At 64.0% G+C, this 24,495-nt stretch carries 23 protein-coding genes; 14 read left to right on the top strand and 9 right to left on the bottom strand.

Annotated elements, in window-relative coordinates:
• Positions 1 to 3: 3 nt before the first annotated feature.
• The 4 genes from ACP2YP_RS14020 to ACP2YP_RS14005 all read right to left on the bottom strand — a co-directional run bounded on the left by ACP2YP_RS14020 (position 4) and on the right by ACP2YP_RS14005 (position 4,086).
• A complete protein-coding gene (locus ACP2YP_RS14020) occupies positions 4 to 1,407 on the bottom strand; it encodes a hypothetical protein (RefSeq protein ID WP_426424788.1) in 1,404 nt (467 codons plus the stop codon).
• A 149-nt stretch (positions 1,408 to 1,556) separates the two neighbouring features.
• Positions 1,557 to 2,933, bottom strand: coding sequence for an ATP-binding protein (locus ACP2YP_RS14015; protein ID WP_426424787.1), 1,377 nt, complete (start codon positions 2,931 to 2,933; stop codon positions 1,557 to 1,559).
• A gap of 91 nt (positions 2,934 to 3,024) precedes the next feature.
• Positions 3,025 to 3,699, bottom strand: coding sequence for a response regulator transcription factor (locus ACP2YP_RS14010; RefSeq protein ID WP_426424786.1), 675 nt, complete (start codon positions 3,697 to 3,699; stop codon positions 3,025 to 3,027).
• A 231-nt stretch (positions 3,700 to 3,930) separates the two neighbouring features.
• Positions 3,931 to 4,086 carry a hypothetical protein gene (locus ACP2YP_RS14005; protein WP_426424785.1) on the bottom strand — a complete coding sequence of 52 codons (156 nt, stop codon included), beginning with the start codon at positions 4,084 to 4,086 and terminating at the stop codon, positions 3,931 to 3,933.
• Between the two features lie 236 nt (positions 4,087 to 4,322).
• Here ACP2YP_RS14005 and ACP2YP_RS14000 point away from each other — a divergent pair, with 236 nt between their 5' ends.
• From ACP2YP_RS14000 to ACP2YP_RS13985, 4 genes are all read left to right on the top strand, one after another.
• Positions 4,323 to 5,321 (top strand): Ku protein, encoded by a 999-nt coding sequence (locus ACP2YP_RS14000; protein ID WP_426424784.1) that lies wholly within the window; start codon positions 4,323 to 4,325, stop codon positions 5,319 to 5,321.
• A gap of 58 nt (positions 5,322 to 5,379) precedes the next feature.
• Entirely contained in the window at positions 5,380 to 5,616 is a 237-nt protein-coding gene (locus ACP2YP_RS13995; protein WP_426424783.1) for a hypothetical protein, read from the top strand.
• Between the two features lie 188 nt (positions 5,617 to 5,804).
• Complete coding sequence (locus ACP2YP_RS13990; protein WP_426424782.1) at positions 5,805 to 5,987, top strand: hypothetical protein; 183 nt, start codon at positions 5,805 to 5,807, stop codon at positions 5,985 to 5,987.
• 183 nt (positions 5,988 to 6,170) lie between these two features.
• On the top strand, positions 6,171 to 6,335 hold the full coding sequence (locus tag ACP2YP_RS13985) for a Flp family type IVb pilin (protein ID WP_426426148.1): 165 nt from the start codon (positions 6,171 to 6,173) through the stop codon (positions 6,333 to 6,335).
• A gap of 643 nt (positions 6,336 to 6,978) precedes the next feature.
• Here ACP2YP_RS13985 and ACP2YP_RS13980 read toward each other — a convergent pair.
• Positions 6,979 to 7,743: an outer membrane protein gene (locus tag ACP2YP_RS13980; protein WP_426424781.1), complete on the bottom strand. Its 765-nt coding sequence runs from the start codon at positions 7,741 to 7,743 to the stop codon at positions 6,979 to 6,981.
• Positions 7,744 to 7,840: 97 nt separating this feature from the next.
• Positions 7,841 to 8,194 carry a hypothetical protein gene (locus ACP2YP_RS13975; protein WP_426424780.1) on the bottom strand — a complete coding sequence of 118 codons (354 nt, stop codon included), beginning with the start codon at positions 8,192 to 8,194 and terminating at the stop codon, positions 7,841 to 7,843.
• A gap of 254 nt (positions 8,195 to 8,448) precedes the next feature.
• Here ACP2YP_RS13975 and ACP2YP_RS13970 point away from each other — a divergent pair, with 254 nt between their 5' ends.
• Entirely contained in the window at positions 8,449 to 8,793 is a 345-nt protein-coding gene (locus tag ACP2YP_RS13970; RefSeq protein ID WP_426424779.1) for a hypothetical protein, read from the top strand.
• Between the two features lie 27 nt (positions 8,794 to 8,820).
• Here the strand turns inward: ACP2YP_RS13970 and ACP2YP_RS13965 are convergent, their stop codons facing one another.
• Positions 8,821 to 9,051, bottom strand: a complete 231-nt coding sequence (locus ACP2YP_RS13965) for a hypothetical protein (protein WP_426424778.1) — start codon at positions 9,049 to 9,051, stop codon at positions 8,821 to 8,823.
• A 196-nt stretch (positions 9,052 to 9,247) separates the two neighbouring features.
• On the opposite strand from ACP2YP_RS13965, the gene ACP2YP_RS13960 reads away from it, so the two are divergent.
• From ACP2YP_RS13960 to ACP2YP_RS13935, 6 genes are all read left to right on the top strand, one after another.
• Positions 9,248 to 9,508, top strand: coding sequence for a hypothetical protein (locus tag ACP2YP_RS13960; RefSeq protein ID WP_426426147.1), 261 nt, complete (start codon positions 9,248 to 9,250; stop codon positions 9,506 to 9,508).
• Positions 9,509 to 9,667: 159 nt separating this feature from the next.
• Positions 9,668 to 10,117, top strand: coding sequence for a hypothetical protein (locus ACP2YP_RS13955; protein ID WP_426424777.1), 450 nt, complete (start codon positions 9,668 to 9,670; stop codon positions 10,115 to 10,117).
• 419 nt (positions 10,118 to 10,536) lie between these two features.
• Positions 10,537 to 10,971 (top strand): hypothetical protein, encoded by a 435-nt coding sequence (locus ACP2YP_RS13950; RefSeq protein ID WP_426424776.1) that lies wholly within the window; start codon positions 10,537 to 10,539, stop codon positions 10,969 to 10,971.
• 132 nt (positions 10,972 to 11,103) lie between these two features.
• Entirely contained in the window at positions 11,104 to 12,738 is a 1,635-nt protein-coding gene (locus tag ACP2YP_RS13945; RefSeq protein ID WP_426424775.1) for a thiamine pyrophosphate-requiring protein, read from the top strand.
• A gap of 257 nt (positions 12,739 to 12,995) precedes the next feature.
• Positions 12,996 to 16,565, top strand: a complete 3,570-nt coding sequence (locus tag ACP2YP_RS13940) for a GAF domain-containing protein (protein ID WP_426424774.1) — start codon at positions 12,996 to 12,998, stop codon at positions 16,563 to 16,565.
• A gap of 78 nt (positions 16,566 to 16,643) precedes the next feature.
• Positions 16,644 to 18,287: an alpha/beta hydrolase gene (locus ACP2YP_RS13935; protein WP_426426146.1), complete on the top strand. Its 1,644-nt coding sequence runs from the start codon at positions 16,644 to 16,646 to the stop codon at positions 18,285 to 18,287.
• A 3-nt stretch (positions 18,288 to 18,290) separates the two neighbouring features.
• On the opposite strand, the gene ACP2YP_RS13930 is transcribed toward ACP2YP_RS13935, so the two are convergent.
• Both ACP2YP_RS13930 and ACP2YP_RS13925 read right to left on the bottom strand, forming a co-directional pair.
• Positions 18,291 to 19,880 carry an MDR family MFS transporter gene (locus ACP2YP_RS13930; protein ID WP_426424773.1) on the bottom strand — a complete coding sequence of 530 codons (1,590 nt, stop codon included), beginning with the start codon at positions 19,878 to 19,880 and terminating at the stop codon, positions 18,291 to 18,293.
• Between the two features lie 171 nt (positions 19,881 to 20,051).
• The gene (locus tag ACP2YP_RS13925; protein ID WP_426424772.1) at positions 20,052 to 20,567 is read right to left on the bottom strand and encodes a YcgN family cysteine cluster protein; all 516 of its coding nucleotides are present in this window, start codon (positions 20,565 to 20,567) and stop codon (positions 20,052 to 20,054) included.
• A 292-nt stretch (positions 20,568 to 20,859) separates the two neighbouring features.
• Here ACP2YP_RS13925 and ACP2YP_RS13920 point away from each other — a divergent pair, with 292 nt between their 5' ends.
• Genes ACP2YP_RS13920 through ACP2YP_RS13910 form a run of 3 tightly spaced genes read left to right on the top strand, consistent with a single transcriptional unit; the run spans position 20,860 to position 24,320 of the window.
• Positions 20,860 to 23,151 carry a transglycosylase domain-containing protein gene (locus ACP2YP_RS13920; protein WP_426424771.1) on the top strand — a complete coding sequence of 764 codons (2,292 nt, stop codon included), beginning with the start codon at positions 20,860 to 20,862 and terminating at the stop codon, positions 23,149 to 23,151.
• Between the two features lie 9 nt (positions 23,152 to 23,160).
• Complete coding sequence (locus ACP2YP_RS13915; RefSeq protein WP_426424769.1) at positions 23,161 to 23,739, top strand: DUF1214 domain-containing protein; 579 nt, start codon at positions 23,161 to 23,163, stop codon at positions 23,737 to 23,739.
• Entirely contained in the window at positions 23,736 to 24,320 is a 585-nt protein-coding gene (locus tag ACP2YP_RS13910; protein ID WP_426424768.1) for a DUF1254 domain-containing protein, read from the top strand. The genes ACP2YP_RS13915 and ACP2YP_RS13910 overlap by 4 nt, the downstream gene beginning before the upstream one ends.
• Positions 24,321 to 24,495: the final 175 nt, after the last annotated feature.

Here is a 24,495-nt window from a genome sequence, read left to right as displayed (position 1 = left end):
GGATCAGCTTGCGCGGGTCGATTTGCGCTCGCCCGTCACCGCATTCTCTGCGGCGCGGCTCATCAGCGAGGCGTAATCGTCGCCAAACAGCACCTGGCAGAAGCGGATCGCGGCCTGCACCTGCTGCTGCCGGTAGGTGCGGACCTTGTGATCGGCGGCGCGCAGCGACTGCACCAGTTGCTCGGTCGACCGTTCCACATATTGCTGCAGGTCGGAATAGGTGCGCAGCGTCACCTCGTTGATCGCAAGTTCGCTGGCGTAGTTGCGGCAGGTTGCGACGAAATCGATCAGCGCCACGGTTTCCTCGACTTCGGTGCTGTCGATCCGTGCGCCCGGCGGAATGTCCTTCTCGGGGCGCTGGCGCAGGATGCGGCGGACGCGGCCGGGAACGCTGTCGATCTCGGACTGCAGCGCGTTGGAGATGTCGGCCCGGATCGAGGTCAGCTGCTTGCCCCAGGCGGAATCGTTGCGCAGGTCGAGCTCGGTGCGCAGGCCACGAACGCCGTCATGCAGCGCCTTCAGGTTGTCGGCGACGGTCTCGAAATGGCCGCGCTTGATGTCCATGCGCAAATTGGCGGCAACACGGGACAGATCGTGCAGGGCCATCGTGACGGCGACGCCATAAGGCGTTGCCGCGACGCGGATCTCGTCGTCGGACGCGGCGATCTTGATGGCGAGGCGAATGATCTGCCACGGTGCGGTCATGCGCTGGACCACCATCGACAGTGCAAATGGCAGCATTTGCGGGGTCTGGAGCACGGGAATGTTGAGCGCAGCGGTCACCGAGGCGATCTGGGGATCGCCGAATGTGCGCAGGAAGCGCGGCAGCTTCTCATTGAGCGTGCCGATGGCCTCGCGAACCCCTAGCACCGCGCCGATCGAATAGAGGTCCTCGATCACGTTGGGCGGACCGACGCGGGCGAGCGCGCGCGACTTGTCGCCACCGCCCGGCCCCGTCAGCTCGAAGATGGCGTCCGCGGCCACAGCCTGAAGCTTGAGCGCGAGCGCCTCGACCTGCCCCGCACTGTCTGATGCCGGCATGCGTGCCAGCGCCGCCTCGAATTCTGCCAGCTTGTCCGGGGCGCCGTCGCGGCCGAGCCACTGCCAGATCGGATGCAGCGAGGAGCGGCGGATCTGGCCGACCCGGGTTGGGGCGCCGGCCTCCACCAGGAACGGTTCCAGCGCCTGGAACAGCAGCCGCGACAGATCGTCGGTGCGCGGCGGCGGAGCTTCGTCGGCCTCGGTCTTGCGCACGATCTTGCGCAGCTGCTCGAGCACGAGGGTCGCCACGGCGGTGTCCTGGCCGCGCTCGAGCGCACGCTCGAACTCCCGCATCAGCAGCGCCTGCGCCTGCGGCGGGAGCTGCGCGAGATATTCCCTCAGCCGCTCGATCGATGTCTGGCTCATGCGCCCGGGTAATACAGGGTAAAATGGCGGACGTAGGGTGCGTCCCTGCACGATCATAGGTGGGTGCGCCTTAAGAAGCCGTTGAGGAAGTCGCTCCGAATACTTCCGGTTTCGCCCGGAAGCCCAAATAATCGTTTGAGATCAGAGGATTATATTCCGGGCAGCACCAGCTCGGCCCGCAGCCCCCCGATTGGCGCGCTGCCGAGCGACAGGCTGCCGCCATAGAGCGCGGCGAGGTCGGTCACGATCGACAGCCCGAGCCCGGAGCCCGGCTTGGATTCGTCGAGCCTTTGGCCGCGCCGGGAGACCTGGGCGCGCTCGGCCTCCGAGAGGCCGCGCCCGTCGTCATCGACGATGAGCCGCAGCCTCGGGCCTGCGCCGGCCTGCTGCGCCGCCTCCACCAACACCTCGATGAAGACGCGCGAGGCTGCCCATTTGCAGGCATTGTCGACGAGATTGCCGACCATTTCCTCCAGATCCTGCCGCTCGCCGCGGAATCTCGCCGACGGATCGGCCTTGGCCTCGACGGCAATGCCGCGGCCGCGGTGGATCTTCTCCATGGTCCGCCGCAACGCTTCGATGGCGGGCGCAACCTCCGTCACGGTGCCGACGACCGAGACCCTGGCCGCCATGCGGGCGCGCTCCAGATGATGGGCGAGTTGGTTGCGCATCACGTCCGCCTGCTCCATCACCTTGGCCGCGAACGGATCGGCGGCGTGCGAACCGGCCTCGTTGACGATCACCGACAGCGGCGTCTTGATCGCATGGGCGAGATTGCCGACATGGGTGCGCGCCCGCTCCACGATCTCGCGATTGGCGTCGATCAGCGCGTTGGTCTCGCGCGCCAGCGGCGCGATCTCGACCGGGAATTCGCCCTCGAGCCGTTCCGCCCGCCCGGAGCGGATGTCGGCGATGGATTCCGAGATGCGCTTGAGCGGCGCGAGGCCGAAGCGGACCTGGAACACGGTCGTCAGCAGCAGCACGATGCCGAGCGCGGTGAAGGTGCCGCCGAGATAGTAGTCGAAGCTGCGCGTCTCGTCGAAGATCTCGGTGTCGTCGCCGGCGACGCTGACCAGATATTTGCCGTCGGCGCCGAGATCGACGGGACGCTCGACCATGCGCAAATTCTGCCCTTCCGGCCCGTCGACATAAGCGAGGCGAATGCCGGCGGCGGTGAGCTCGGTGCCTTTGTCTTCCAGCTTCGGCAGCTTCTTGTCCCAGAGCGAGCGCGAGGACCGAATCTCCGGCTTCTCGGTGTCGGTGCGCGTGATCTGCCAGTACCAGCCGGACAGCGGCAGCTCGAACAGGGGCTCGCCGAGCGACTGGAACTGACGGTCCGGCGGCTCGTCGGGGGTGGCAACCTCGGCGATGAGGGTGCGGAGATAGAGGTTGAGCCGGCGGTCGAAGGCGCGCTCGGTCGCGTTCTTGTAGACCGACGACAGCACCACGCCGGTGATGGCCAGGATCACCACGAGCCAGGCGGTCGCCGACAGGAACAGGCGGTTGGCAAGCGAGCTGGCGGGCATCGGAATGATCCCGGAGGCGCGAGGCGGCATGGCGTCGGCGGTCATGACCGGACCAAGGCCCGTGTCGACGCGCCCGTCAAGCCCCGCTCCCTTAAGCGCCCGGTGTCGGCGGCGGGGTCAGGAGGTAGCCGAGACCACGGACGGTCTGGATGATGTCGACGTCGAGCTTCTTGCGGATGCGGCCGACGAAGACCTCAATCGTGTTGGAGTCGCGGTCAAAATCCTGGTCGTAGAGGTGCTCGACCAGCTCGGTGCGCGACACGACACGCCCCGAATGGTGCATCAGGTAGGCCAGAAGCCGATATTCGTGCGAGGTCATCTTGACCGGATTGCCGGAGACGCTGACCCGGCCGGTGCGGGTGTCGAGCGTGACCGGGCCGCAGCTGAGCTCGCTCTGGGCATGGCCGGTGGAGCGGCGCAGCAGCGCACGGATCCGCGCCAGCACCTCCTCCAGATGGAACGGCTTTGCGACGTAGTCGTCGGCGCCGGCATCAAAACCCTGGACCTTGTCGCTCCAGCGGTCGCGCGCGGTGAGGATCAAGACCGGCATGGTGCGGCCGTTGCGGCGCCAGGCCTCCAGCACCGAGATGCCGTCCTTCTTCGGCAGGCCGATATCGAGCACCACGGCGTCATACGGCTCGTTGTCGCCGAGATAATGCCCCTCCTCTCCGTCGAAGGCGCGGTCGACGACATAGCCAGCGTCGGTCAGCGCCTTGGTGAGCTGACGATTGAGATCGGGGTCGTCCTCAACAACGAGCAAGCGCACGCTTCTCTCCGGAAATTGGCTGCACGATCGATCGCCAGAGATGAGCAATTCCGGCGTGAACTGAGTATGAACGCGGGGAACCGGTCGCGTTACTTTTTGGTCATATACGCTGTGTTCGCACCTGACGCGACTGCGCCCGCCACGCCACCGGACGAGGCCTGTGGCATGGCGGGCGCAATGTGCCGCGTTAGCGGGTGAGTCGGAAGCCCGGCCTTCCCGTAGATTTAGCCGTCAGGTCCGGAAGAACACGAACCAGATGACGGCGAGAATCAGGATCGCAAGCCCGGTCGAGATGGCAAGCAGGGCCGCCACCGACGGCCCAGGTTCGCCCTGACGCGCCTCGGTTGCGGTCTCGACGATGCGGCGGTCCTCGCGCGTGGTTGCCATGGTGACCTCAATCTCTGGATGTCGCCTCCGATGACCGCGACGTCATCACGGCCGTGTGTCCCGAGGCAACGCCCGATCCGATTTGATGTTCCGGCGTTTTTGCCGAGGGAGCGGGCCGGACCGCACGGTCAGCGACTGGTTAACGCAGTTGCAAGAATCCGCACTGAGCCGTGTATGATTCGCTGTTCCCCGATGGTATCCTCATAAGTCTGTCCCCGTTGCGTTTGGAGTAGCCCATGGCCCCCCGCGCCAATTGGAAGGGTTTTCTGCGTCTCTCGCTCGTGACCTGCCCGGTCGCGCTGTATCCGGCCACGTCGGATACCGAGAAGGTCTCGTTCAACCAGATCAACCGCAAGACCGGCCACCGGATCAAGTATCTGAAGGTCGATGCCGAGACCGGTGACGAGGTGACCTCCGAGGACATCGTCAAGGGCTACAAGGTCGACACCGACACCTACATCGAGGTCACCAAGGACGAGCTCGACGACATCGCGCTGGACTCGACCCATACGATCGATATCGACGAGTTCGTGCCGAAGACCGACATCGATAACCGCTATCTGATCCGCCCCTATTATCTCGTGCCGGACGGCAAGGTCGGTCACGACGCCTATGCGGTGATCCGCGAGACCATCCGCAGCATGGACAAGGTCGCGATCGGCCGCGTGGTGCTGACCAATCGCGAGCACATCATCGCGCTCGAGCCGCTCGAGAGCGGGCTGATGGGCACGCTGCTGCGCTACCCCTACGAGGTGCGCAGCGAGAGCGAATATTTCGATGACATCCAGGACGTCAAGCTGACGAAGGACATGCTCGACCTCGCCAAGCATATCGTCGAGAAGAAGTCCGGCGCGTTCGAGCCCGAGCTGTTCGAAGACCACTACGAGACCGCGCTGATCGATCTCATCAACAAGAAGCGTTCCGGCGCACCGATCGCCGCCAAGGCGACGCCGAAGAGCGGCGGCAACGTCATCAACCTGATGGACGCGCTGAAGAAGAGCCTCGCCAGCGAGAAGGACACCGCGCCCGCGGCGAAGGTTGCCAAGGAGACCTTCAAGGAAACCGCCAAGGAGACCGCAAAAGCCAAGAAGCCCAAGAAGCGCGTCGAGGGCCAGCGCGAGATGCTGCTGCCGATCTCGGGCAAGGGCGGCAAGGACGCAGCGGCCAAGGAAGCTGCACCGAAGAAGGCCGACAAGCCAGTGCGCGCGACCACACGGACGAAGAAGGCCGGCTGACGACCTCGCATCCCCGATCGCGCCGTGACGTCTCCCCTCACCGACCGGGCAGCCTGACATGCCCTGGTCGACGCCGTTCGACGATCCGATCGGCTTGCGCGGCGGCGCCAAGCTGCGCACGCTGCAAGAGGCCGCCGACTTCATCATGGAGTTGCCCGAAGCCGAGCAGCAGGAGCCGCGCTGGCAGAGCGCGATCGAGATGCTGATCAACGCGGCGGAGACAGGTGGTGGCTGGCTGATGTTCGCACGCATTGGAATGCTGCGGGCGTTGAACGCGGACGGCCGGCAGGGATGAGCCGCGATCGGCATGCTTGCCAATCGGTTGACGAACAGCCTCAACAATCCCTTAAGCGGCCGAGGCAATTTCGCCACCACGTTGTCATCGTGTCGCACCGGGTATTCCTACGGGAACCAAAATTAACCTCCGATTCCCCTTACGCGCATCATGATCCGGCCCTCGATCGAGCCAGGGTTCGCACCTTCGTGCCGCAGCAGGACGCCAGAAAGAACTACATCGGGATCGTGAGTGACACGACCGAGGAAGAGCGCATCGCCGACGGTGCAGCGCGCGTGCAGCCGGAAGTGGTGGGCTATCTGGTCGGCCGTCTCGCGGCCGCGCTGGGACGCGCTCGCAAGGACACGTCGGAACACACCGCCACCAGTTGAGGGGGGACCGCTTCCGTCCATTTAAATTGGATAATGAAACCTTCGTTTAACGGCTGTTACGTTAAGACACGGCAGGCAAGGTCGGCCGAGCCTTGCATGTTTGACGCGCAAATGCCCGTCGATCAATTTACCACTTTGACAACGCCGCGCGCCTACATTGGACCGGATGATGAGGAGTTGGCGATGATTTTGCTCAGGTCTTTTCTTGCCGATGAGAATGGCGCCACCGCGATCGAGTATGGCCTGATCGCCGCCGGCGTCGCGCTTGCTATCGTCACCGTCGTGACCAACACGGGCAGCGTCCTCCTCAGCAACAAGTTCAACTCGATCAGCGCGGCCACGAAGTAACTTCCTTAGTTCGTGATTGCGGGCGGAGTGCGAGGTGGACGGCGTGAATGCCGTCAACACCCCAGTCCGCGCCATCTGCGTGGAACGACGACTCTCTCCACCGTCATTGCGAGGAGCCCTTGCGACGAAGCAATCAAGAATCTTTCCGCGGAAAGATTCTGGATTGCTTCGCTCCGCTCGCAATGACGGAGTGTTGGGAGACGGCGCAACTCCAACAACTTGCATTTCCAGTTGAGGACATACCTTCGCGTTCTCGCGGCTGTTTCGCCCGAGTTGCTTTCCTTTTCTCGCCCTTTCCAAAACAAGGGCGCAGGGAAGGCCGGGTGTCGGCTGACACCCGTAATCCCGTGTGCGGGTTCAACGCGCACGGGTGGATCACAGGTGACGCCGGAACATCCCGGCCTTCCCTGCGCGGATGGTTTTCACGGTGTCCTTCGTGCTCTCCCCGGGGAGCGATGCTGCGCCTAACCGCAAGATCGCCTCGCGGCGCGCACCGTGCAGGCATGCGCGACAAGGCGGTCAGCGTGACACCGGCAAATGCCGTCGATCAACGCATCGATATCTGCCAGGCGCACCAGCTAACACGAGGGGGACAAAAAAGCCCCGGACGATGCTGGGGCTTTGGTTCGCTGAAGACTGGAAATCAGTAGCGCGCTGCGACCGGCGGATAGCCGTAGCCGCCGAAGCGATAGTTCACCCGCAAGGTGATCATGTCCACGTCCTGACCGACCCGGTCGTTGAGTACGGCTGCAAGGCGCGGATCGACCACCGAGAAGGAATTGTTGGCGTGTCCCATGAACAGATGGTCGTATTCAGCACCGACCGACCAGTTCGGGGTGAAGCCATACTCAAAGCCGACACCCACGGTGCCGCCCCAGCGTGTGCTGCTTGCTGAGACGAGGCCGATCCCGGTGCCGTTGTCGAATATAGTAAAGCGATTTCCGGTTACAGCCGCGCCGCCCTTGACATAGAGCAGTGCCGAATTCCACGCCCAACCGATCTGGCCGGTGAAGAGGCCGATAGCGTCGGTTTTCGCCGTCGTCGAGAGCGTCGGATTGAGCAGGCTCACGCGTGTGTTCTTGAGATCGGCCCAATCACCTTGTGCTTCCAATCCGAACACAAACTGATTGGTTTGCCAGCGGTACCCGATTTGCCCGCCAGCAATGCCTCCTGAACCATCACCGCAACCGCTCGCAACTGTTCCGACCGCAGTGACAAAATCCACGCACTTGTGGCTTTGGCCCCAGCCACCGTTGGCGCCGATGTAGAAGCCGGTCCAATCGTAGATCGGAGCCACTACCGGCGGCGGCGCTTTGGTGTAGGGACGTGCCGCAAGATCAGCAGCGGCCGCGGGCGCGGCCGAGCCCAAGACTATTAGACCAACCGTAGCCAACAGAAACGTCTTCATCAGAATTCTCCGATCCCCAAAGATGCGTTTACTTCCGCCGCGCAGACTAGCAGCCAAATCCGACAACCCGCGTAACCGCCCTGCAACAGCCGCTTTTTCAATTGCGGCGTGCAAAAGGCGCTGTGCACGCTACATAGCATTGAGGATCAGGCAGAATGATCGGATCGAAGAAGCAGGCGGACCACAGCATCAGCAAGCAGGCCATGTGCGGCTCAGGAAACTTAGGCCGCACTTCCGCTCCGCGCTGTCCGCAGCGGGTGAAGACGAAGCACAGTTCAATGTCGGACATTCGCAGCTCATCCGACCAGCGATCCGCCATCATCTCGATGCGGTTGCCGCATCTGTAGTCGGCGCAATAGATCAGAACGCCGTCGCAGGCCGCATTTCGCCGAAGGTGATCTTTTGCGGGCGCATCAAGCCTATAGAACGCCGCGCCGCGCGCCGTGCGCAAGTCGCCAGGGATTGCGGTGGATAGCTTGGCGGGCACAACGGGACCGACGATGTCCGTTTGTCCCCGAACAGCAGCACGAAAGCAGACATGCCGAGAGGTCCGAGACGGGCCAACAACAGACTCTGGCATTCAACGATTGTCACCCTGTACCCGGCAGCAGTCCGTCAGCGATGGCGAAAACAGCCGCCAAACCAGCAGCGATAGCCGCCCAGGCACTCCATCGGCTTTGCTTGTAAATCATGAGGAGAAGTGCCTTGGGATCGTCAAAGCCGCTCTCCAATCTGTGTCTGTTCACATTTCGCTTTTTCAATCTGGTGCTTGCAGACGCAAACCACAGCACCGCTGCTACGGCGGCACCCCCCTCTGACAAAAATTCGCATCGATGCTTCATCCCGTCCCTCGCAAAGGCGGCAAGCAATGGTGACGGTAACCACCGAAAGCGGAAGGGACGCTTGATCGAGATCAATCGAAAGGACTTCATCCGCAGAGCCGCGCTTGCCATGCGCGAGAGCGGCAGCGGCAACTTCTTCGTCCTCGCCCGTTTCGCGCTTGAGGCTACGATCCGCGATGCCGGTGCCGCCCAAAGCAAGCGGCCTTAAGCTATCCTGAACTCAAAGGAAAACGGCTTAATTGCGCCGCTCCTCGCGTCGTTCGTGGCGACCTGTGCGCCGCTCCCCGCGTCGTTCATGGCGACCGGTGCGCCGTTCCCCACGCCGCTCCATACCGGCAGTCTGGGCCTCAGCATCCGACACCTGCAGCATCGTGGCTGACGCTCCGAGGCCCAACGCGGCCGCCATTCCCAAGAAGGAAAATGCTCCGCGACGCGAGATCATTTCTGATGTGATTTTTTCACTCATGCCAATCTCCCGGATTTTGTGAAGCCCGCCCTCGTCATAGAGTACTGTTACGCGTTGTAGCGAAATAAACGGGGCCGGAGCTACATGCTTGATCTACGTCAAGACTTTCACGCTGGGGAGGCCGACCGTCGACGCTGCCGGGGTCGCATCCGACGAGAATCCATCGCCATTTGTGACAAAAAATCAGGAGACGCACATGCAGCAAATTCGATCCTATGCCATGTCGTTCACGTTAGCGGGCCTCGCGGTCAGCGCATTGTTGGGAATCGCAGGTGCCACGATGAGCAGCGAACCGGCCGGTGCGGTCGTGTACTGCTCGTATGTTGGCTACCCGCACGGTTGCGTTGCTAGGGCAGGCGTCGTGCTCAGGCCTCGGCCGGTGGCACGTGCTGCGGTCCGTCATAACGCCGGAGGCAACTTAAACGGTGGTGTCAATCGCGTTGGAGTGCGGCGGTAAAAGCTTGTTTCGCTGTCGTTGGCGATAGCACTGCTGCCCAGACCTACTGAACGCAGTTGGATGGTTTTGTCCCGAAGGACGCCGGGAGGATCACCCGGCCATTCATGGCGCGCGTCGCGCATTCGGCCCAAGGCAATGTGGGGGGCCCCGGAGCGACAAATGCCTCTTGCGGCATATTTCCGCAACGTCGGCGCGGCACTACTGGCGCTGCTGTGGATTGCGAGCTTCTATCTGCCAACGCCTCCGCTCGTTCAGAGAGCTGCAGAATATCCACCTGTCATACGCATCCACTCGGATCGAAAATGGCCGGAGCCCCTGATCTTCGACACGACAAAGGTCGCCACTGTGGCCGCAGCACCTTCGCCATGGGACAAGGACCCTCCCGCCCCGCCCACGGCCCGAGAGATACCAACCAATCGCGATACGTCGGCAGCGCGCGACGCGCTCGCGCTGATGTCATCTCAGGACTCCCGCCACATGGCATCGGTTGAACAGAAGAAGCGAACTGCGAACTATGGCGCGCGAGGAACGAGAAAGTATCCGCGGCCGCAGAACGTCTTCGCAGCACGCCAGGGACACTACGCATGGCTCGGCTTCAGATACTGGTGATCCGGATCGCACATGTGATACGTTCGCGAAACGTCTGTTTCGGGTCAAACTCCGAAGAACTCGCTTTGAGCACAGCCAAACTCGCGCGCCGACGCCGTCGCGGCCACCGCATCCCGGCCTGCATATCGTGACGATCGCGAAACGCCCCTTGTGGCGGGCCATGATGTTTTGCCTTCTACGCCAAATCAGAATTTCTGTAAATACGAATATCTTGACGACCGGCAATTGACCCAGCGCTGGCGTGTTTTGCCCGGCGTGCAACGCCAGGGATCGTGGCCGAATGAGGTTAGCACCCCATTTCCGTCAATTTTGACGGCCACGTGAGTACTGATATTCTTCACTGCGGGGCTCGAGGAGCCATGCTGTCAATCATTGAACACAGAACTATTTGAAGGACGCGGATGAGACGCACAACGCTCATGGCTCTCAGCCTCTTCTTTGTTTGCGCCTGGTCGCAGGACAGCGCGCGAGGACAGACGTCGGCCACGCCGCCGGTTTCGCTTGCCCCGCCCAATGCGTCTCCGCCGCATGCGAGCACCAAAAGCGCCAAGCCCAAGGGGGAGCCGGCCTTGGTGACGAACAATAGAACCCCGCCAGCGGCGGCCGGCAGAGAGCCATCGCCGCCTGTGATCGGGGGGCCTGCGGCGACGCCAAATCCTGCCGCCGATTACGACGGCTTCAGCGCTGGCACTGATGACGACAATGACACACCGAGTCAGGTGACGCCGTCCGTGAGGTTGCGCGCCGCGAAGGGCTCCAGTCGGGATACAAATGGCCCCGACGCGCAGTCGTCGATTGATCAGGAAGACGAGGCGTTGAAGCGAAAATTGACCATCTGCAAAAACTGCAAATAGGAAGGCTGGCAGCTCGCTGCATGGCTGACCTACCGCGACTGTCGCCTCCCTGCGCTTTACCCTCCCTGCATTTCCTGATCCTCTCTCCCTAATCGGCCGGAGCAACCGGCCTGCCTCAGGGAGAGAGACGCCATGAAGCTCGGCACCGCCATTGCGGAAATCATGCGGCGCGAGGGGATCGAGATCCTCTGCGGCTATCCCGTCAATCATCTGATCGAGCACGCGGCCAAGGCCGAGATCCGACCCGTGATGGTGCGGCAGGAACGCGTCGGGGTGCACATGGCGGATGCGATCTCGCGCGTCACGTCGGGGCGCACGATCGGCGCGTTCTGCATGCAGCACGGGCCCGGCGCGGAGAACGCGATGGGCGGCGTCGCGCAGTGTTTTTGTGAATCCGTTCCCGTGCTGGTGCTGCCGATGGGCTATCAGCGCAGGCTTGCGCATATCGAGCCGAACTTCAATTCCAGCGAGGCGATGAAGCCGTTTGCAAAATCGTCCGAGCCGATCATCCTGGCGTCCGAGGTCGCCAACATTTTTCGACGCGCCTTCACCAAGCTGAAGAACGGCCGTGGCGGGCCGGTCATCGTGGAAATTCCCGCCGACATGTGGAACGAGGAGGTGCCGGAACCGCTGAACTACACGCCGGTGCTGCGCACCCGCTACGGCGCCGACCCCGTGCATGTGAAGGAAGCGGCCGCCCTGCTCGTCAACGCCAGGCGGCCGGTGATCTATGCCGGCCAGGGCGTGCATTACGCGCAGGCGTGGCCGCAATTGAAGCGGCTGGCGGAACGGCTCGCCATTCCCGTCACGACCAGCCTCGGCGGCAAATCGTCGTTTCCGGAGACGCATCCGCTCTCGCTCGGCTCCGGCGGGCTCGCCGTGCCGCGTGCGGTGCCAAAGTTTCTCGCCGAGGCCGACGTCATCTTCGGCATCGGCTGCTCCTTCACCGAGACCAGTTTTGGCATCGCAATGCCGAAGGGCAAGACCATCATCCATTCCACGCTCGATCCGAACCATCTCAACAAGGATGTGGAAGCGAAGATTGGCCTCGTCGGCGATGCAGGGCTCGTGCTCGATGCATTGCTGGAGGAGATTGGCAAGACCGTCACGGCCGATCGCGATGCGTCCGCGGTCGCGGCCGAGATCGCGGCCTCGCACAAGGAGTGGCTGGCAAAATGGATGCCGAAACTCACCAGCAATGATGCGCCACTCAATCCCTATCGCGTGCTGTGGGATCTCCAGCACACCGTCGACATCGACAACACCATCATCACCCATGATGCCGGCAGCCCGCGCGACCAGCTCTCGCCGTTCTGGAAGGCAGTCACACCCCTCTCCTATCTCGGCTGGGGCAAGACGACGCAGCTCGGCTACGGCCTTGGCCTCGCGATGGGCGCAAGACTCGCAAAGCCCGACAAGCTCTGCATCAACGTCTGGGGCGATGCGGCGATCGGTTTCACCGGCATGGATTTCGAGACCGCGGTGCGCGAGCGCATCCCGATCATGTCGATCCTGCTCAACAATTTCTCGATGGCGATCGAATTGAAGGTGATGCCGATCTCGACCGAGAAATATCGCTCGACCGACATTTCCGGCGACTATGCCGCGATGGCGCGCGCCTTCGGCGGTTACGGCGAACGGGTGACCAAACCGGAGGACATCATCCCCGCGATCAAGCGCGGCATCCAGAAGACGCAGGAAGGCATCCCTGTGCTGCTGGAATTCATCACCAGTAAGGAGACCGAGGTGTCGCGGCCGGGGACGTGAGGCGGGCCGAAGTTGCACCTCTCCCCAGCGGGGAGAGGTCGGGTTGCACCTGGCGATGCGAAGCATCGTCCAGGGCAATCCGGGTGAGGGGCCGCAGCGTACGGTGAGATCAGAACCCCTCACCCGGACCGCATCTTCGATGCGATCCGACCTCTCCCTTCGGGAGAGGTGACACCCGCGGGCGCTGGCTCCGGCCGCAGGAGATGTGATAATCCGGCCCGGTGCCGCGCATGTCGCGGCATTCAGCCGGAATGCGAATGACCACCCCTTCCAACGATGTCGCCAGGATCGACGAGCTCAAGCGGCAATTGCAGGCGGCCGCTGCCGAGAACGCGCGGCTGCGCGATCGGCAAAACGCCAGCGCCGAGATCTTGCGCACCATCGCCGCCTCTCCCTCCGATGCCCGACCGGTCTTTGCGGCGATCGCGTCCAGCTCAAAACGCCTGCTCGGCGGCTTCTCCGCCACCGTGCTCCAATTCATCGGCGATGAGCTGCACCTCGTGGCGTTTACGCCGACCAGCCCGGAAGGCGACGCAGGACTGAAGGCGTCGTTCCCGCGGCGGATCGAGGATTTCCCGACCTTTGCGCTGGTTCGCGGCGGCGAGACGATCCAGTTTCCCGACAGCGAAGCCAGTGACGTGCCGGAGCTGAACCGCGATCTCGCGCGGCTGCGCGGCTTCCGCAGTGTGCTGTTCATGCCCTTGATGAACCGTGGCGTGGCGGTCGGCATGATCAGCGTCACGCGCACGGAGACCGGCGCGTTCGCGCCCGATCTCGTGGAGCTGCTCCAGACCTTTGCCGACCAGGCGGTGATCGCGATCGAGAACGCGCGGCTGTTCAACGAGACGCGCGAGACGCTGGAGCGCCAGACCGCCACGGCCGACATTTTGAGAGTGATGGCGGCTTCGCCTTCCGACGTGCAGCCGGTGTTCGACGCCATCGCCGCCAATGCCAACCGGCTGATCGGCGGCTTCTCCACCGCGGTGCTGCGCTATATCGACGGCGCGGCGCATCTTGCGGCCTTCACGCCGGGCGATCCGGCTGGCGACCGCGTGCTGCAGGAATCGTTCCCGGTGGCGTTCGCGCAGTTCCCGGCCTACCAGCTCACGGCCAATGGTGAATCGGCGCAGCTGCCCGATACCGAGCTCGAGCCCGCGGCGCGTGACATCGCGCGCGCCCGCGGCTTTCGCAGCATGCTGTTCACGCCTTTGATGAGCGAGGGTGAAGCCAAAGGCGTCATCATCGCGACGCGGCGCACGACCGGCGCATTCGCCGCGCATCATGTGCGGCTGTTGCAAACCTTCGCCGACCAAGCCCTGATCGCGGTCAAGAATGTCAGCCTGTTCAACGCCACCAAGGAGGCGCTGGAACGGCAGACCGCGACCGCCGATATCCTCAAGGTGATTGCGGCCTCGCCCGCGGACGTCACGCCGGTGTTCCAGGCGATCTCCGACAGCGCCAAGGCGCTGGTCGGTGGACATTCCTCGACCGTCACCCGCGTCATTGACGGCATGCTGCATCTGGTGGCCTTCACTACCAACAACGAGGCCGGCAATGCGGAGCTGCTCAGCACGTTCCCGGCGCCGCTGTCATCGTCGAGCATTCACAGCCGGGTCGCGGCCAGCGGCGAATACGCGTTCCGCAGCGACATGCAGAACGAGCCCGACCTCACCGAGGCGATGCGGGAGCTGGCGCGAACGCGCGGCTATCGCAGCATCCTTGTCATCCCGATGCTGCGCGATGGCGTTGCGATCGGCACGATCGGCGTGACGCGGCCCGAGGCCGGCCCCTTCCCCGACAAGGCGATCAGCCTGCTCAGGACCTTTGCCGACCAGGCCGTGATCGCGATCGAGAACACGCGGCTGTTCAACGAGGTCCAGGCGCGAACGCACGAGCTTGCAGAGTCACTCGAGCAGCAGACTGCGACATCGGAGGTACTCAGCGTCATCAGCCGGTCGGCCGGCGATCTCGCGCCGGTGTTCGAGGCGATGCTCAGTAAGGCAATGCAGCTTTGCGGCGCCAGTTTCGGCGTGCTCAATACCTACGACGGCACGCAGTTCCGCACAGCCGCCACTTACGGCCTGCCCCCCGCCTACGATGAATTCCGGCGCAAGGCGCCCCTCAACTATGGTCCGGCCACCGCGCCCGCGCGTCTTTTGAAGGGCGAACCGTTCGTCGAAATTGTCGACCTGCTGGAGTCAGACGCCTATCGCAGCGGCGAGCCGAACCGTCGGGCGCTGGTCGATCTCGGCGGCGCCCGCTGTCTGCTCGCGGTGCCGTTGCTCCAGGACGAGCGCGTGGTCGGCAACGTCATGATCTTCAGGCTGGAGAACCGACCCTTCTCGGAGAAGCAGATCACCTTACTGAACCAGTTCGCGGCGCAAGCCGTGATCGCGATCGAGAACGCGCGTCTGCTCAGCGAATTGCGTCAGCGCACCGAGAATTTGACCGAGTCGCTGCAACAACAGACGGCGACTGCCGACGTGCTCAAGGTTATCAGCCGCTCGGCGTTCGACTTGCAGGCCGTGCTCGATACGCTAGTCGAATCGGCGGCGCGACTATGCGAAGCCGATATGGCGGCGATTACCCGCAGATCCGGCAGCACCTATTTCCGGGCGGGCTCCTACGGCTTTCCAGCCAAATTCGTCGAATATGTAAGGGATCTTCCAGTCCGGCCAGATAGGCGCACCATCACCGGCAGGACTTTGCTCGGCGACAAGGTGGTCCATGTCACCGATGTGCTCGAAGACCCCGATTACTTCTTTGAAGGCCAGGAATTGAGCGGCAATCCGCGTAGCTTCCTGGGTGTGCCCCTGCTGCGCGAAGGCAGCACTGTTGGCGCTATTGTCCTCGCACGTCGCGCGATCCGGCCGTTTAGCGAAAAGCAGATCGAACTCGTTACCAGTTTCGCCGACCAAGCCGTCATCGCGATCGAGAATGTACGCCTCTTCGACGAAGTGCAGGACCGCACGCGGGACCTGGCGAAATCGCTCGACGATTTGCGCGCCGCGCAGGACCGGCTGATCCAGACCGAGAAGCTGGCCTCGCTCGGCCAGCTTACCGCCGGCATTGCACATGAGATCAAGAACCCGCTCAACTTCGTCAACAATTTCGCAGCGCTCTCCACTGAGCTGATGGACGAGCTGAACGAGGTGCTGGCGCCCGTCACACTCGGCGACGATATCCGCAACGACGTCGACGAGCTGACCGGAATGCTGAAAGACAATCTGCGGAAGGTCGTGCAGCACGGCAAGCGCGCCGATTCCATCGTCAAGAACATGCTGCTGCATTCGCGCGAAGGCGGCGGCGAGTACGGCTTGAGCGACATCAACGCGCTGGTCGAGGAGAGCCTCAACCTCGCCTATCACGGCGCGCGTGCCGAGAAGCCGCAGTTCGACGTGACGCTGAAGCGCGAGCTCGATCCGGCGGCAGGCTCCGCAAATTTGTTTCCGCAGGAGATCTCGCGGGTGCTGCTGAACCTGATCTCGAACGGGTTTTATGCGGTGGCCAAGCGGCAGGCGGAGAGCGGCGCCGGCACTTTCGAGCCGGTCGTGACCGCCACGACGCGTGATCGCGGCGACAATATCGAGATCCGCATCCGCGACAACGGCACCGGCATCCCCGACGATGTGAAGGCAAAAATGTTCAATCCGTTCTTCACCACCAAGCCCGCCGGCGAAGGCACCGGCCTCGGGCTGTCGATGAGCCACGACATCGTGGTGAAGCAGCATGGCGGCACGATCGACGTCGCGACGGAGCTCGGAGAATTCACCGAGTTCACCATTCGGTTGCCGCGCAAGAGTGGCTTTGCGGACAACAAGGGATAGCGTCACTCGGGGGATAGCTTGACGAAGCTCGCACGGTTCATTCGGCGGCAATTGCTTTCGCTGTCCGGCGTCGGCCTCATGCTGGGCGCGTTGTTCTTCGCGGCCGCGCTGACGCCGACGCTGATCCCGCGGAGCTATCTCACGCAAGGGACGCTGGCCGGCGGCTGCTTTGCGATCGGCTATTTCGCGGGCGTGCTGTGGCGCCGGCTGTGGCACTATCTCGAATTGACCGAACCGTCGACGCGCGCGCGATCGATCGCGAATGCGCTGGTCGCGGCCGGTTGCCTGCTGGTCGTCATCGTCTCGCTCTGGCGCGCCGCCGAATGGCAGAACGCGATCCGCACTGTGATGAAGATGGCACCGGTGGAGACCGCGCATCCGTTCAAGGTCTGCGCCATCGCCCTGGTCACGTTCGTCGTGCTGCTGGTGCTGGGGCGGTTGTTCATGCTGATCGCCCGCTTCCTCGCCGCGCGCACGCGGCGCGTCATTCCGCGCAAGGTCGCCAACGTGGTCGGCGTGCTTGTCGCGGGCCTGCTGTTCTGGTCGATCGCCAGCAATGTCCTGATCCGCACCGCCTTCAACGCGCTCGACTCTTCCTTCCGCGAGCTCGATGTCCTGCTCGAGCCTGAACGCCCGCAGCCGACTGCCGCCGACAGGACAGGCGGCCCCGTGTCGCTGGTGAAATGGAACGAGCTCGGGCGCATGGGGCGCCGGTTCATTGCCTCAGGCCCGACCGCAGCCGAGATCAGCGCCCTCACGGGAGGGCCCGCGCAGGACCCGGTGCGCGTCTATGTGGGCCTTGGCAGCGGCGCCACGGCGCAGGCGCGCGCCAGGCTTGCGCTCGAGGAGCTCAGGCGCCAGCACGGTTTCGACCGCAAAATCCTGATCGTCGTCACCCCGACCGGCACCGGCTGGATCGATCCGGCCGCGATGGATACGGTCGAATATCTCCATCACGGTGACGTCGCCAGCGTCGCGATGCAATATTCCTATCTCAACAGCCCGCTGTCGCTGCTGTTTCAGCCCGAATACGGCGCGGAAGCCGCGCGCGCATTATTTGTAGAGATCTACGGCTACTGGACGACGCTGCCGAAGGACCGACGGCCAAAGCTGTATCTGCACGGGCTCAGCCTCGGCGCTCTGAACTCGGAAAAATCCGCAGAGCTGTTCGAGATGATCGGCGATCCCGTTGCGGGCGCGCTGTGGAGCGGGCCGCCGTTCGAGAGCCAGAACTGGCGTTCGATCACCGCCAACCGCAATCGGGGCTCGCCGGCATGGCTGCCGGAATTCCGCGACAGCCGCTTCGTGCGCTTCATGAACCAGAACGGGCCGACGGTGCCGGCAGATGCGCCGTGGGGCCCGATGCGCGTCGTCTACCTGCAATATGCCAGCGACGCGATCACCTTCTTCGACTACCGCGACGCCTATCAGGCTCCAGCCTGGATGAACGCGCCGCGCGGGCCCGACGTGGCGCCGGAGTTGCGATGGTATCCGATCGTGACGATGCTGCAGCTCGCGCTCGACATGGCGGTCGCGAACGGCACTCCGATGGGCTTTGGCCATGTCTATGCGCCCGAGCATTATGTCGATGCCTGGGTCGCGGTTACCGATGTCAGGGACTGGTCCGCAGATGCGCTGGCGCAGCTCAAGCAGCAGCTTGCGGCGAAGGCGCGGAAGACGAGCGCGGGCAATGCCGACGACGATCCCGATCGCGGCGGCTGACCCCTACTCTGCCATCTCGACGGGTTGCGTCGTGGTGGGACCGGCCAGCGGCCGCTCCTCCATCATGATCAGGCAGAGCGCGGCGGTGGTCATCAGCGCAGTCGCGGCAGCGAAGACGTAGCGGAAGGCGTGCCGCATGTCTTCAGTAGGAATCGCAGGGATGCTGCCTGCGGCGTGATGCTCGCCGGCCAGCGGAATGTCGGCGCCGAGTGAGATCAGCAGGATGGCCGCAAACGCGGCCACCGTGAACGAGGACATCAGCGAGCGGAAGAAGTTCATCGCGCCGGTGATGGTACCGACCTGCGGACGCGCCACCGAATTCTGCAGCGAGACCACGCAGACCGGGAAGGTCGTGCCGAGGCCGAGTGCGAACGCGGCCATCAGCGTCAGCAAAGCCCATAGCGGCAAGGTCGTCAGCGTGAGGCCAAGCGCGCACAGCGCGGCCCAGGACGTGCCGACAATCGCGACGCGCTTGTAATGCTTGGCGCGCGCCATGGTGCGGCCGGCGACGGCCGCACCCACGGTCGAGACGGCCGCGAGCGGAATCAGCGCGAGCCCCGCCTCGCTGGCGCTGAGGTGATAGACCGACTCGTAATAGAGCGGCAGCTGCACGGTGAGGCCCGTGATGGCCCCGAGCCCGCAGCCGCCCGCGGTCAGCGCGAACGGCGCGACCGATCCCGTCAGCAGCTTCAACGGCAGGAACGGCTCGTCCGAGCGGCGCGCGTGCCACACGAAAGTCACCGCGAGCGCGACGGCGCCGCCCACCATCGACAGCACGGTCGGCGAGAGCCAGGGATAACGCGTGCCGCCCCAGGTCAGCACCAGCATGAAGACGACGGCGGAGGCCATCAGCAGCACGCCGCCGAGCCAATCGACCTTGCGCTTGCGGTGGAACACCGGGATCTTCTTCATCTTCGGCAGCAGCAGCGCGAGTGCGGCGGCTGCGAGCGGCAGATTGATCCAGAAGATCATCGACCAGTGCAGATGCTCGGCGAACACGCCGCCGATGACAGGGCCGAGGATGCCGCCGACCATCCAGACGCTGGAGAAATAAGCCTGGTACTGACCGCGCTCGCGCGGGGAGACGACGTCGGAGATCACGGTCTGCACGACAGGCATGATACCGCCGCCGCCGAGCCCCTGGAGGCCGCGCGCCAAAATCAGCATCGGCATGCTCGGCGCGATCGCGCATAGCACCGAGCCGGCAATGAACAGGCTCAACGACACGATCAGCATGGCCTTGCGGCCGTAGATATCGCTCAGCGTCCCGAACACCGGCGCGACCGCGGTCGAGGCGAGCAGGTAGGCGGTGATGACCCAGGAGAGATTCGAGACGTCCTGGAACTGGCGCCCGATGGTCGGCAGCGCAGTGGCAACGATGGTCTGGTCGAGGGCGGCCAAAAACATCGTCAGCATCAGGCTGATGACGATGGTGCGGACCTCGTCCGACGTCAGCGGCGCTGGTGGCGCGAGAGTCGGTGCGTCGCTGACGTTCATGACCTCGCCCGGAAGGCGGGTCAGTTCCTCGGCGATGTCGTCGGGCAATGTCTGGATGTCGGCAGGCTGGCCGCTCTGCCGTGCGAACTGGTTCATTTCGGGCGTGTCAGACGTCGTGTTGCGGCGCAAAGCCGCGAAGGATTCGTTCTACAAAGCCAATGTAGACAGCAAACTTCTTCTGAGGCAGGCACTGCGGCGCATGGGTGCATCCCGCACCGTGGTCATCCCGAACACGTGATCTGAAACGGCGGGTGGACCCGTCCGTCATCAGTCCTTGGGCCGTCGCTTCAGACGTGCCCGTTTCGGCAGCTGCCCCGGCCACTGCACGAGGTAGTTCTCGAGCTTGTCGTCCGGGACCTCATCCTCGGTGCCCGAAACCCGGCCGCGGACGGAGACGCCGGCCTCATGCACCGTATTGGGATCGCCTGATATCAGCGGGTGCCACCAATAGAGATCACGCCCTTCCGCGACCAGCTTGTAGCCGCAGCTCGGCGGCAGCCAAGGCAGGGTGCGGACCTTTTCGGGAGTCATGACGACGCAGTCCGGGACGAAGTCGAAGCGATTCGCGTAGTCCTTACAGCCGCTGGTGCAGGAATCGAGCATCTTGCAGCTGACATCGGTGAAATAGATCTCGCCGGTATCCTCGTCTTCGAGCTTGCTCAGGCAGCAGCGGCCGCAGCCGTCGCACAGGCTCTCCCATTCGGCCGTCGACATGTCCTCCATCTTCTTGGTTTTCCAGAAGAATCCATCCTGATCTGACGGTCGTTTGCGAGCTGCGGTCATGCGACTGATACGATTCCAAAGAGCTGCGGCCAGCGCCATCTAGGGCGTGCCGCCCGAAAGCTGCAAGCAACGTCCCCGCAAGGCCCGTAATGAACCGGGGTTCAATTAGGCCTGTTGCTCAAAATTGCGAGCCTGACCATTGGTTTATAGGCCCCGCTCGGCTAGAAGAACAGCAAGTCCCCACGGACGCGAAACGGGCGCCTTGGGTTTGCCGCAACAATCCCGCAAGACGTCTCGATGCCGCCCCGGCCGGGTGCTTGAACGCTTTCGAAGCGAGCCTCAAGGGTTCTAGGTGGTCCAGAACACACCATCCAACTGGAAGAGTCGTATCAGGAACTTCTTCCTGGATCTCGATGCGCGCATCGACTCCTCGCTGTTCTCCTCGGCCAAGGGCATCCGCGAGCTCTATGAGCGCTATTCGACCTTCATGGACCGCTTCTATGTCGGGCGGTGGAAGCGCTGGGTGTTCATCGAGCCACTGTCGGAGGCCGCAACCATCGGCCTCGGCGGCATGGTGCTGATGCTGATCCTCGCCATCCCCGCCTTCCGCGAGACCGCGGACGAGGACTGGCTGAAGAAGTCCGATCTCGCCGTGACGTTCCTCGACCGCTACGGCAACCCGATCGGCAACCGCGGCATCAAGCACAACGACTCGATCCCGCTGGAAGATTTTCCTGATGTCCTGATCAAGGCGACGCTCGCCACCGAAGACCGCCGCTTCTACGAGCATTTCGGCATCGACATCGCCGGCACCGCGCGCGCGCTCGTGACCAACGCCCAGGCCGGCGGCGTCCGCCAGGGCGGCTCCTCGATCACGCAGCAGCTCGCCAAGAATTTGTTCCTGAGCAACGAGCGCACCATCGAGCGCAAGATCAACGAGGCGTTCCTCGCGGTCTGGCTGGAATGGCGCCTGACCAAGAACGAGATCCTCAAGCTCTACCTCGACCGCGCCTATATGGGCGGCGGCACGTTCGGCGTCGACGGTGCTGCGCATTTCTACTTCAACAAGTCGGCGCGCGACGTGACCTTGGCGGAAGCCGCGATGCTCGCCGGCCTGTTCAAGGCGCCGACGAAATACGCGCCCCACATCAACCTGCCCGCCGCGCGCGCCCGCGCCAACGTCGTGCTCGACAACCTCGTCGATGCCGGCTTCATGACCGAGGGGCAGGTGTTCGGCGCCCGCCGCAACCCCGCCTTCGCGGTCGACCGCCGCGACGAGGCGTCGCCGAACTACTATCTCGACTACGCCTTCGACGAGATGCGCAAGCTGGTCGACACCTTCCCGAAGTCGTATACCGAGCGCGTCTTCGTGGTGCGGCTCGCGATCGATGCCAATGTGCAGAAGGCCGCGGAAGACGCGATCGAGAACCAGCTGCGCCAGTTCGGCCGCGACTATCACGCGACGCAAGCTGCGACCGTCGTCTCCGATCTCGACGGCGGCATCCGCGCCATGGTCGGCGGCCGCGATTACGGCGCGAGCCAGTTCAACCGCGCCACCGACGCCTATCGCCAGCCCGGCTCGTCGTTCAAGCCTTACGTCTACACCACGGCGCTCTTGAACGGCTTCACGCCGAACTCGATCGTGGTCGACGGCCCGGTCTGCATCGGCAATTGGTGTCCCCAAAACTATGGCCATTCCTATTCCGGCGCAGTGACGCTGACGCAGGCGATCACGCGCTCGATCAACGTCGTTCCCGTAAAACTGTCGATCGCGATCGGGCAGAAGGAACAGCCGAAGGCGCCGAACCCGGCCAAGATCGGCCGCGCCAAGATCGTCGAGGTCGCGCGCCGCTTCGGCCTCAAGGCGCCGCTGCCCGATACGCCGTCGCTGCCGATCGGCTCCGACGAAGTCACCGTGCTCGAGCACGCGGTTGCCTACGCGACCTTCCCGAACCGCGGCAAGGCCGTGACGCCGCATGCGGTGCTGGAGGTGCGCACCGGCGCAGGCGATCTCGTCTGGCGCTGGGACCGCGACGGCCCGAAGCCGCGGCAGGCGATTCCTGCGAACATCGCCGCCGACATGGCGGGCATGATGAGCCACGTCGTCAGCGAAGGCACCGCGCGCCGCGCGGCGCTCGACGGCATTCCGACCGCGGGCAAGACCGGCACGACCAATGCGTATCGCGACGCCTGGTTCGTCGGCTACACCGGCAATTTCACCTGCGCGGTCTGGTACGGCAATGACGACTATTCGCCGACCAACCGCATGACCGGCGGCTCGCTGCCGGCGCAGACCTGGCACGACATCATGGTCGCCGCGCATCAGGGCGTCGAGGTCCGCGAAATTCCCGGCATCGGCATGGGCCAGAAGCTGCCGGCAGAACGCGTCGCCAACGCACAGGCCAATGCGGCGCCAAAAGTGCTGGAGACCAAGCCCGGTCCGCCGCCGGTGCTGACCAAGCGCGGCGCCGACATCCTGGTGCGCGTCGAGAAGCTGCTCGACGACGCCGCCAAGACCGCGACCAAATCGACGGCCAACGACAGCCAGCCGACCAAGCCGGCGTCGTCGACGAGCGCGCTCGCCTTCCCGCAGAACTATGCGGCGGAAGAAAATGCCAACGCATCCACCCCGCGCAAGAACTGATCTGATCCCGTGCGGCTGATCCTGATCACATTGACGGCCCTCCTGCTCGCGACCGTGGTCGGCCTGGGTGCGACCTGGATGACGACGACGCGCGGCACCGAGATCGGCGCGCTGACCATCGGCCCCTGGACCGCCCGCCCGCGCACCGGCACCGCCGACGTCGATCCCTATTCGCGCGCCACCATCGTGCGCAACGGCGAGCTGCCGATCGGCACCGGCGACGGCGTCGCCTTCACCGCGACTGCCGACGGCAAGAAGAAGGCGCTCGACGGCCGCTGCGACGTCGTCGTCTCCGGCGTGACGCCGCCGGCGCGGTTCTGGACGCTGACGCTGTATGATCGCAAGGGCCATCTCGTCGCCAACTCGCTGCAGCGCTACGGCTTCACCAGCCAGGAGATCGTGCGCCAGTCCGACGGCTCGTTCGAGATCCACATCGCCGCGCGCTCGCGCGCCGGCAACTGGCTGCCGACCGGCGGCATCGAGCGCTATGCGCTGATGTTCCGCCTCTACGACACGCCGGTCGGCGTGGCGACCCGCACCCAGCGCGACGCGCCGATGCCGACGATTTCGACGGTGGGCTGCTCATGATCCGGCTCCTTTTCACCATCGTCGCCGGCGTGGTGCTGGGCCTCGTGGTCCATCTCGTCAGCGTGCTGGCGCTGCCGCGGATCGCGACCCAGGACGCCTATTCGCGATTGACGCCGATGACCAAGCTCAACGGCGTCACGCAGCTTCCGCTCGCCGATCCGCAGACCTCACCGATGCCGTTCATGGATCCGGCCTTCGCGCTGGCGATCTGCCGCTATGATCTCTCGGGCGGGCCGATCAAGCTCACCGTGCCGGTGAGCCAGGCCTACACGTCGGTGTCGTTCTACACCCGCAACGAGATCGCCTATTACGCCATCAACGACCGCTCGGCCGGCAAGAAGGTGATCGAGCTCGACCTGATGACGGAAGCGCAGCACGACGCCCTGCCCGAGGACGAAGAGATCACCGCGGCCGACCGCCTGATTATCGATTCCCCTAGCACCACCGGCCTGATCGTGATGAAGGCGCTGGCCGCCGAGCCCGGCCTGATGCCGCAGGCGCAGGCCTCGCTTGCCGCTGCGACCTGCGCGCCGCAGACCGAAGCGCCCGCCAAGGCCGAGGCGCCGCGCGGCCGGCGTTGACGCCCAGACGTTTCAACGGCCCCCTCAGAGCCAAAGCGTGAAAACAACCCTATGCACAGTAGCGGGGGTATTGAAATCATTGGGCTAACGTTCCTCTGTCGCATGCACCCATTCGTAGGGCGTGATGCTCCCGCGTTTCAGTGAGCTTGATCATGGCGAAGCGACAGCACCACGC

Source organism: Bradyrhizobium genosp. A (genome assembly GCF_049949275.1).
GTDB lineage: Bacteria > Pseudomonadota > Alphaproteobacteria > Rhizobiales > Xanthobacteraceae > Bradyrhizobium.
This window is presented reverse-complemented; position numbering and strand designations above follow the sequence as displayed.

What these genes read in the sequence shown, in the direction of transcription:
- ACP2YP_RS14020 (WP_426424788.1), bottom strand. Translation starts at nt 1,407, where the DNA reads ATGAGCCAGACATCGATCGAGCGGCTGAGGGAATATCTCGCGCAGCTC.
- ACP2YP_RS14015 (WP_426424787.1), bottom strand. Translation starts at nt 2,933, where the DNA reads ATGCCCGCCAGCTCGCTTGCCAACCGCCTGTTCCTGTCGGCGACCGCC.
- ACP2YP_RS14005 (WP_426424785.1), bottom strand. Translation starts at nt 4,086, where the DNA reads ATGGCAACCACGCGCGAGGACCGCCGCATCGTCGAGACCGCAACCGAG.
- ACP2YP_RS14000 (WP_426424784.1), top strand. Translation starts at nt 4,323, where the DNA reads ATGGCCCCCCGCGCCAATTGGAAGGGTTTTCTGCGTCTCTCGCTCGTG.
- ACP2YP_RS13995 (WP_426424783.1), top strand. Translation starts at nt 5,380, where the DNA reads ATGCCCTGGTCGACGCCGTTCGACGATCCGATCGGCTTGCGCGGCGGC.
- ACP2YP_RS13985 (WP_426426148.1), top strand. Translation starts at nt 6,171, where the DNA reads ATGATTTTGCTCAGGTCTTTTCTTGCCGATGAGAATGGCGCCACCGCG.
- ACP2YP_RS13980 (WP_426424781.1), bottom strand. Translation starts at nt 7,743, where the DNA reads ATGAAGACGTTTCTGTTGGCTACGGTTGGTCTAATAGTCTTGGGCTCG.
- ACP2YP_RS13965 (WP_426424778.1), bottom strand. Translation starts at nt 9,051, where the DNA reads ATGAGTGAAAAAATCACATCAGAAATGATCTCGCGTCGCGGAGCATTT.
- ACP2YP_RS13960 (WP_426426147.1), top strand. Translation starts at nt 9,248, where the DNA reads ATGCAGCAAATTCGATCCTATGCCATGTCGTTCACGTTAGCGGGCCTC.
- ACP2YP_RS13955 (WP_426424777.1), top strand. Translation starts at nt 9,668, where the DNA reads ATGCCTCTTGCGGCATATTTCCGCAACGTCGGCGCGGCACTACTGGCG.
- ACP2YP_RS13950 (WP_426424776.1), top strand. Translation starts at nt 10,537, where the DNA reads ATGGCTCTCAGCCTCTTCTTTGTTTGCGCCTGGTCGCAGGACAGCGCG.
- ACP2YP_RS13945 (WP_426424775.1), top strand. Translation starts at nt 11,104, where the DNA reads ATGAAGCTCGGCACCGCCATTGCGGAAATCATGCGGCGCGAGGGGATC.
- ACP2YP_RS13940 (WP_426424774.1), top strand. Translation starts at nt 12,996, where the DNA reads ATGACCACCCCTTCCAACGATGTCGCCAGGATCGACGAGCTCAAGCGG.
- ACP2YP_RS13935 (WP_426426146.1), top strand. Translation starts at nt 16,644, where the DNA reads ATGCTGGGCGCGTTGTTCTTCGCGGCCGCGCTGACGCCGACGCTGATC.
- ACP2YP_RS13930 (WP_426424773.1), bottom strand. Translation starts at nt 19,880, where the DNA reads ATGAACCAGTTCGCACGGCAGAGCGGCCAGCCTGCCGACATCCAGACA.
- ACP2YP_RS13925 (WP_426424772.1), bottom strand. Translation starts at nt 20,567, where the DNA reads ATGACCGCAGCTCGCAAACGACCGTCAGATCAGGATGGATTCTTCTGG.
- ACP2YP_RS13910 (WP_426424768.1), top strand. Translation starts at nt 23,736, where the DNA reads ATGATCCGGCTCCTTTTCACCATCGTCGCCGGCGTGGTGCTGGGCCTC.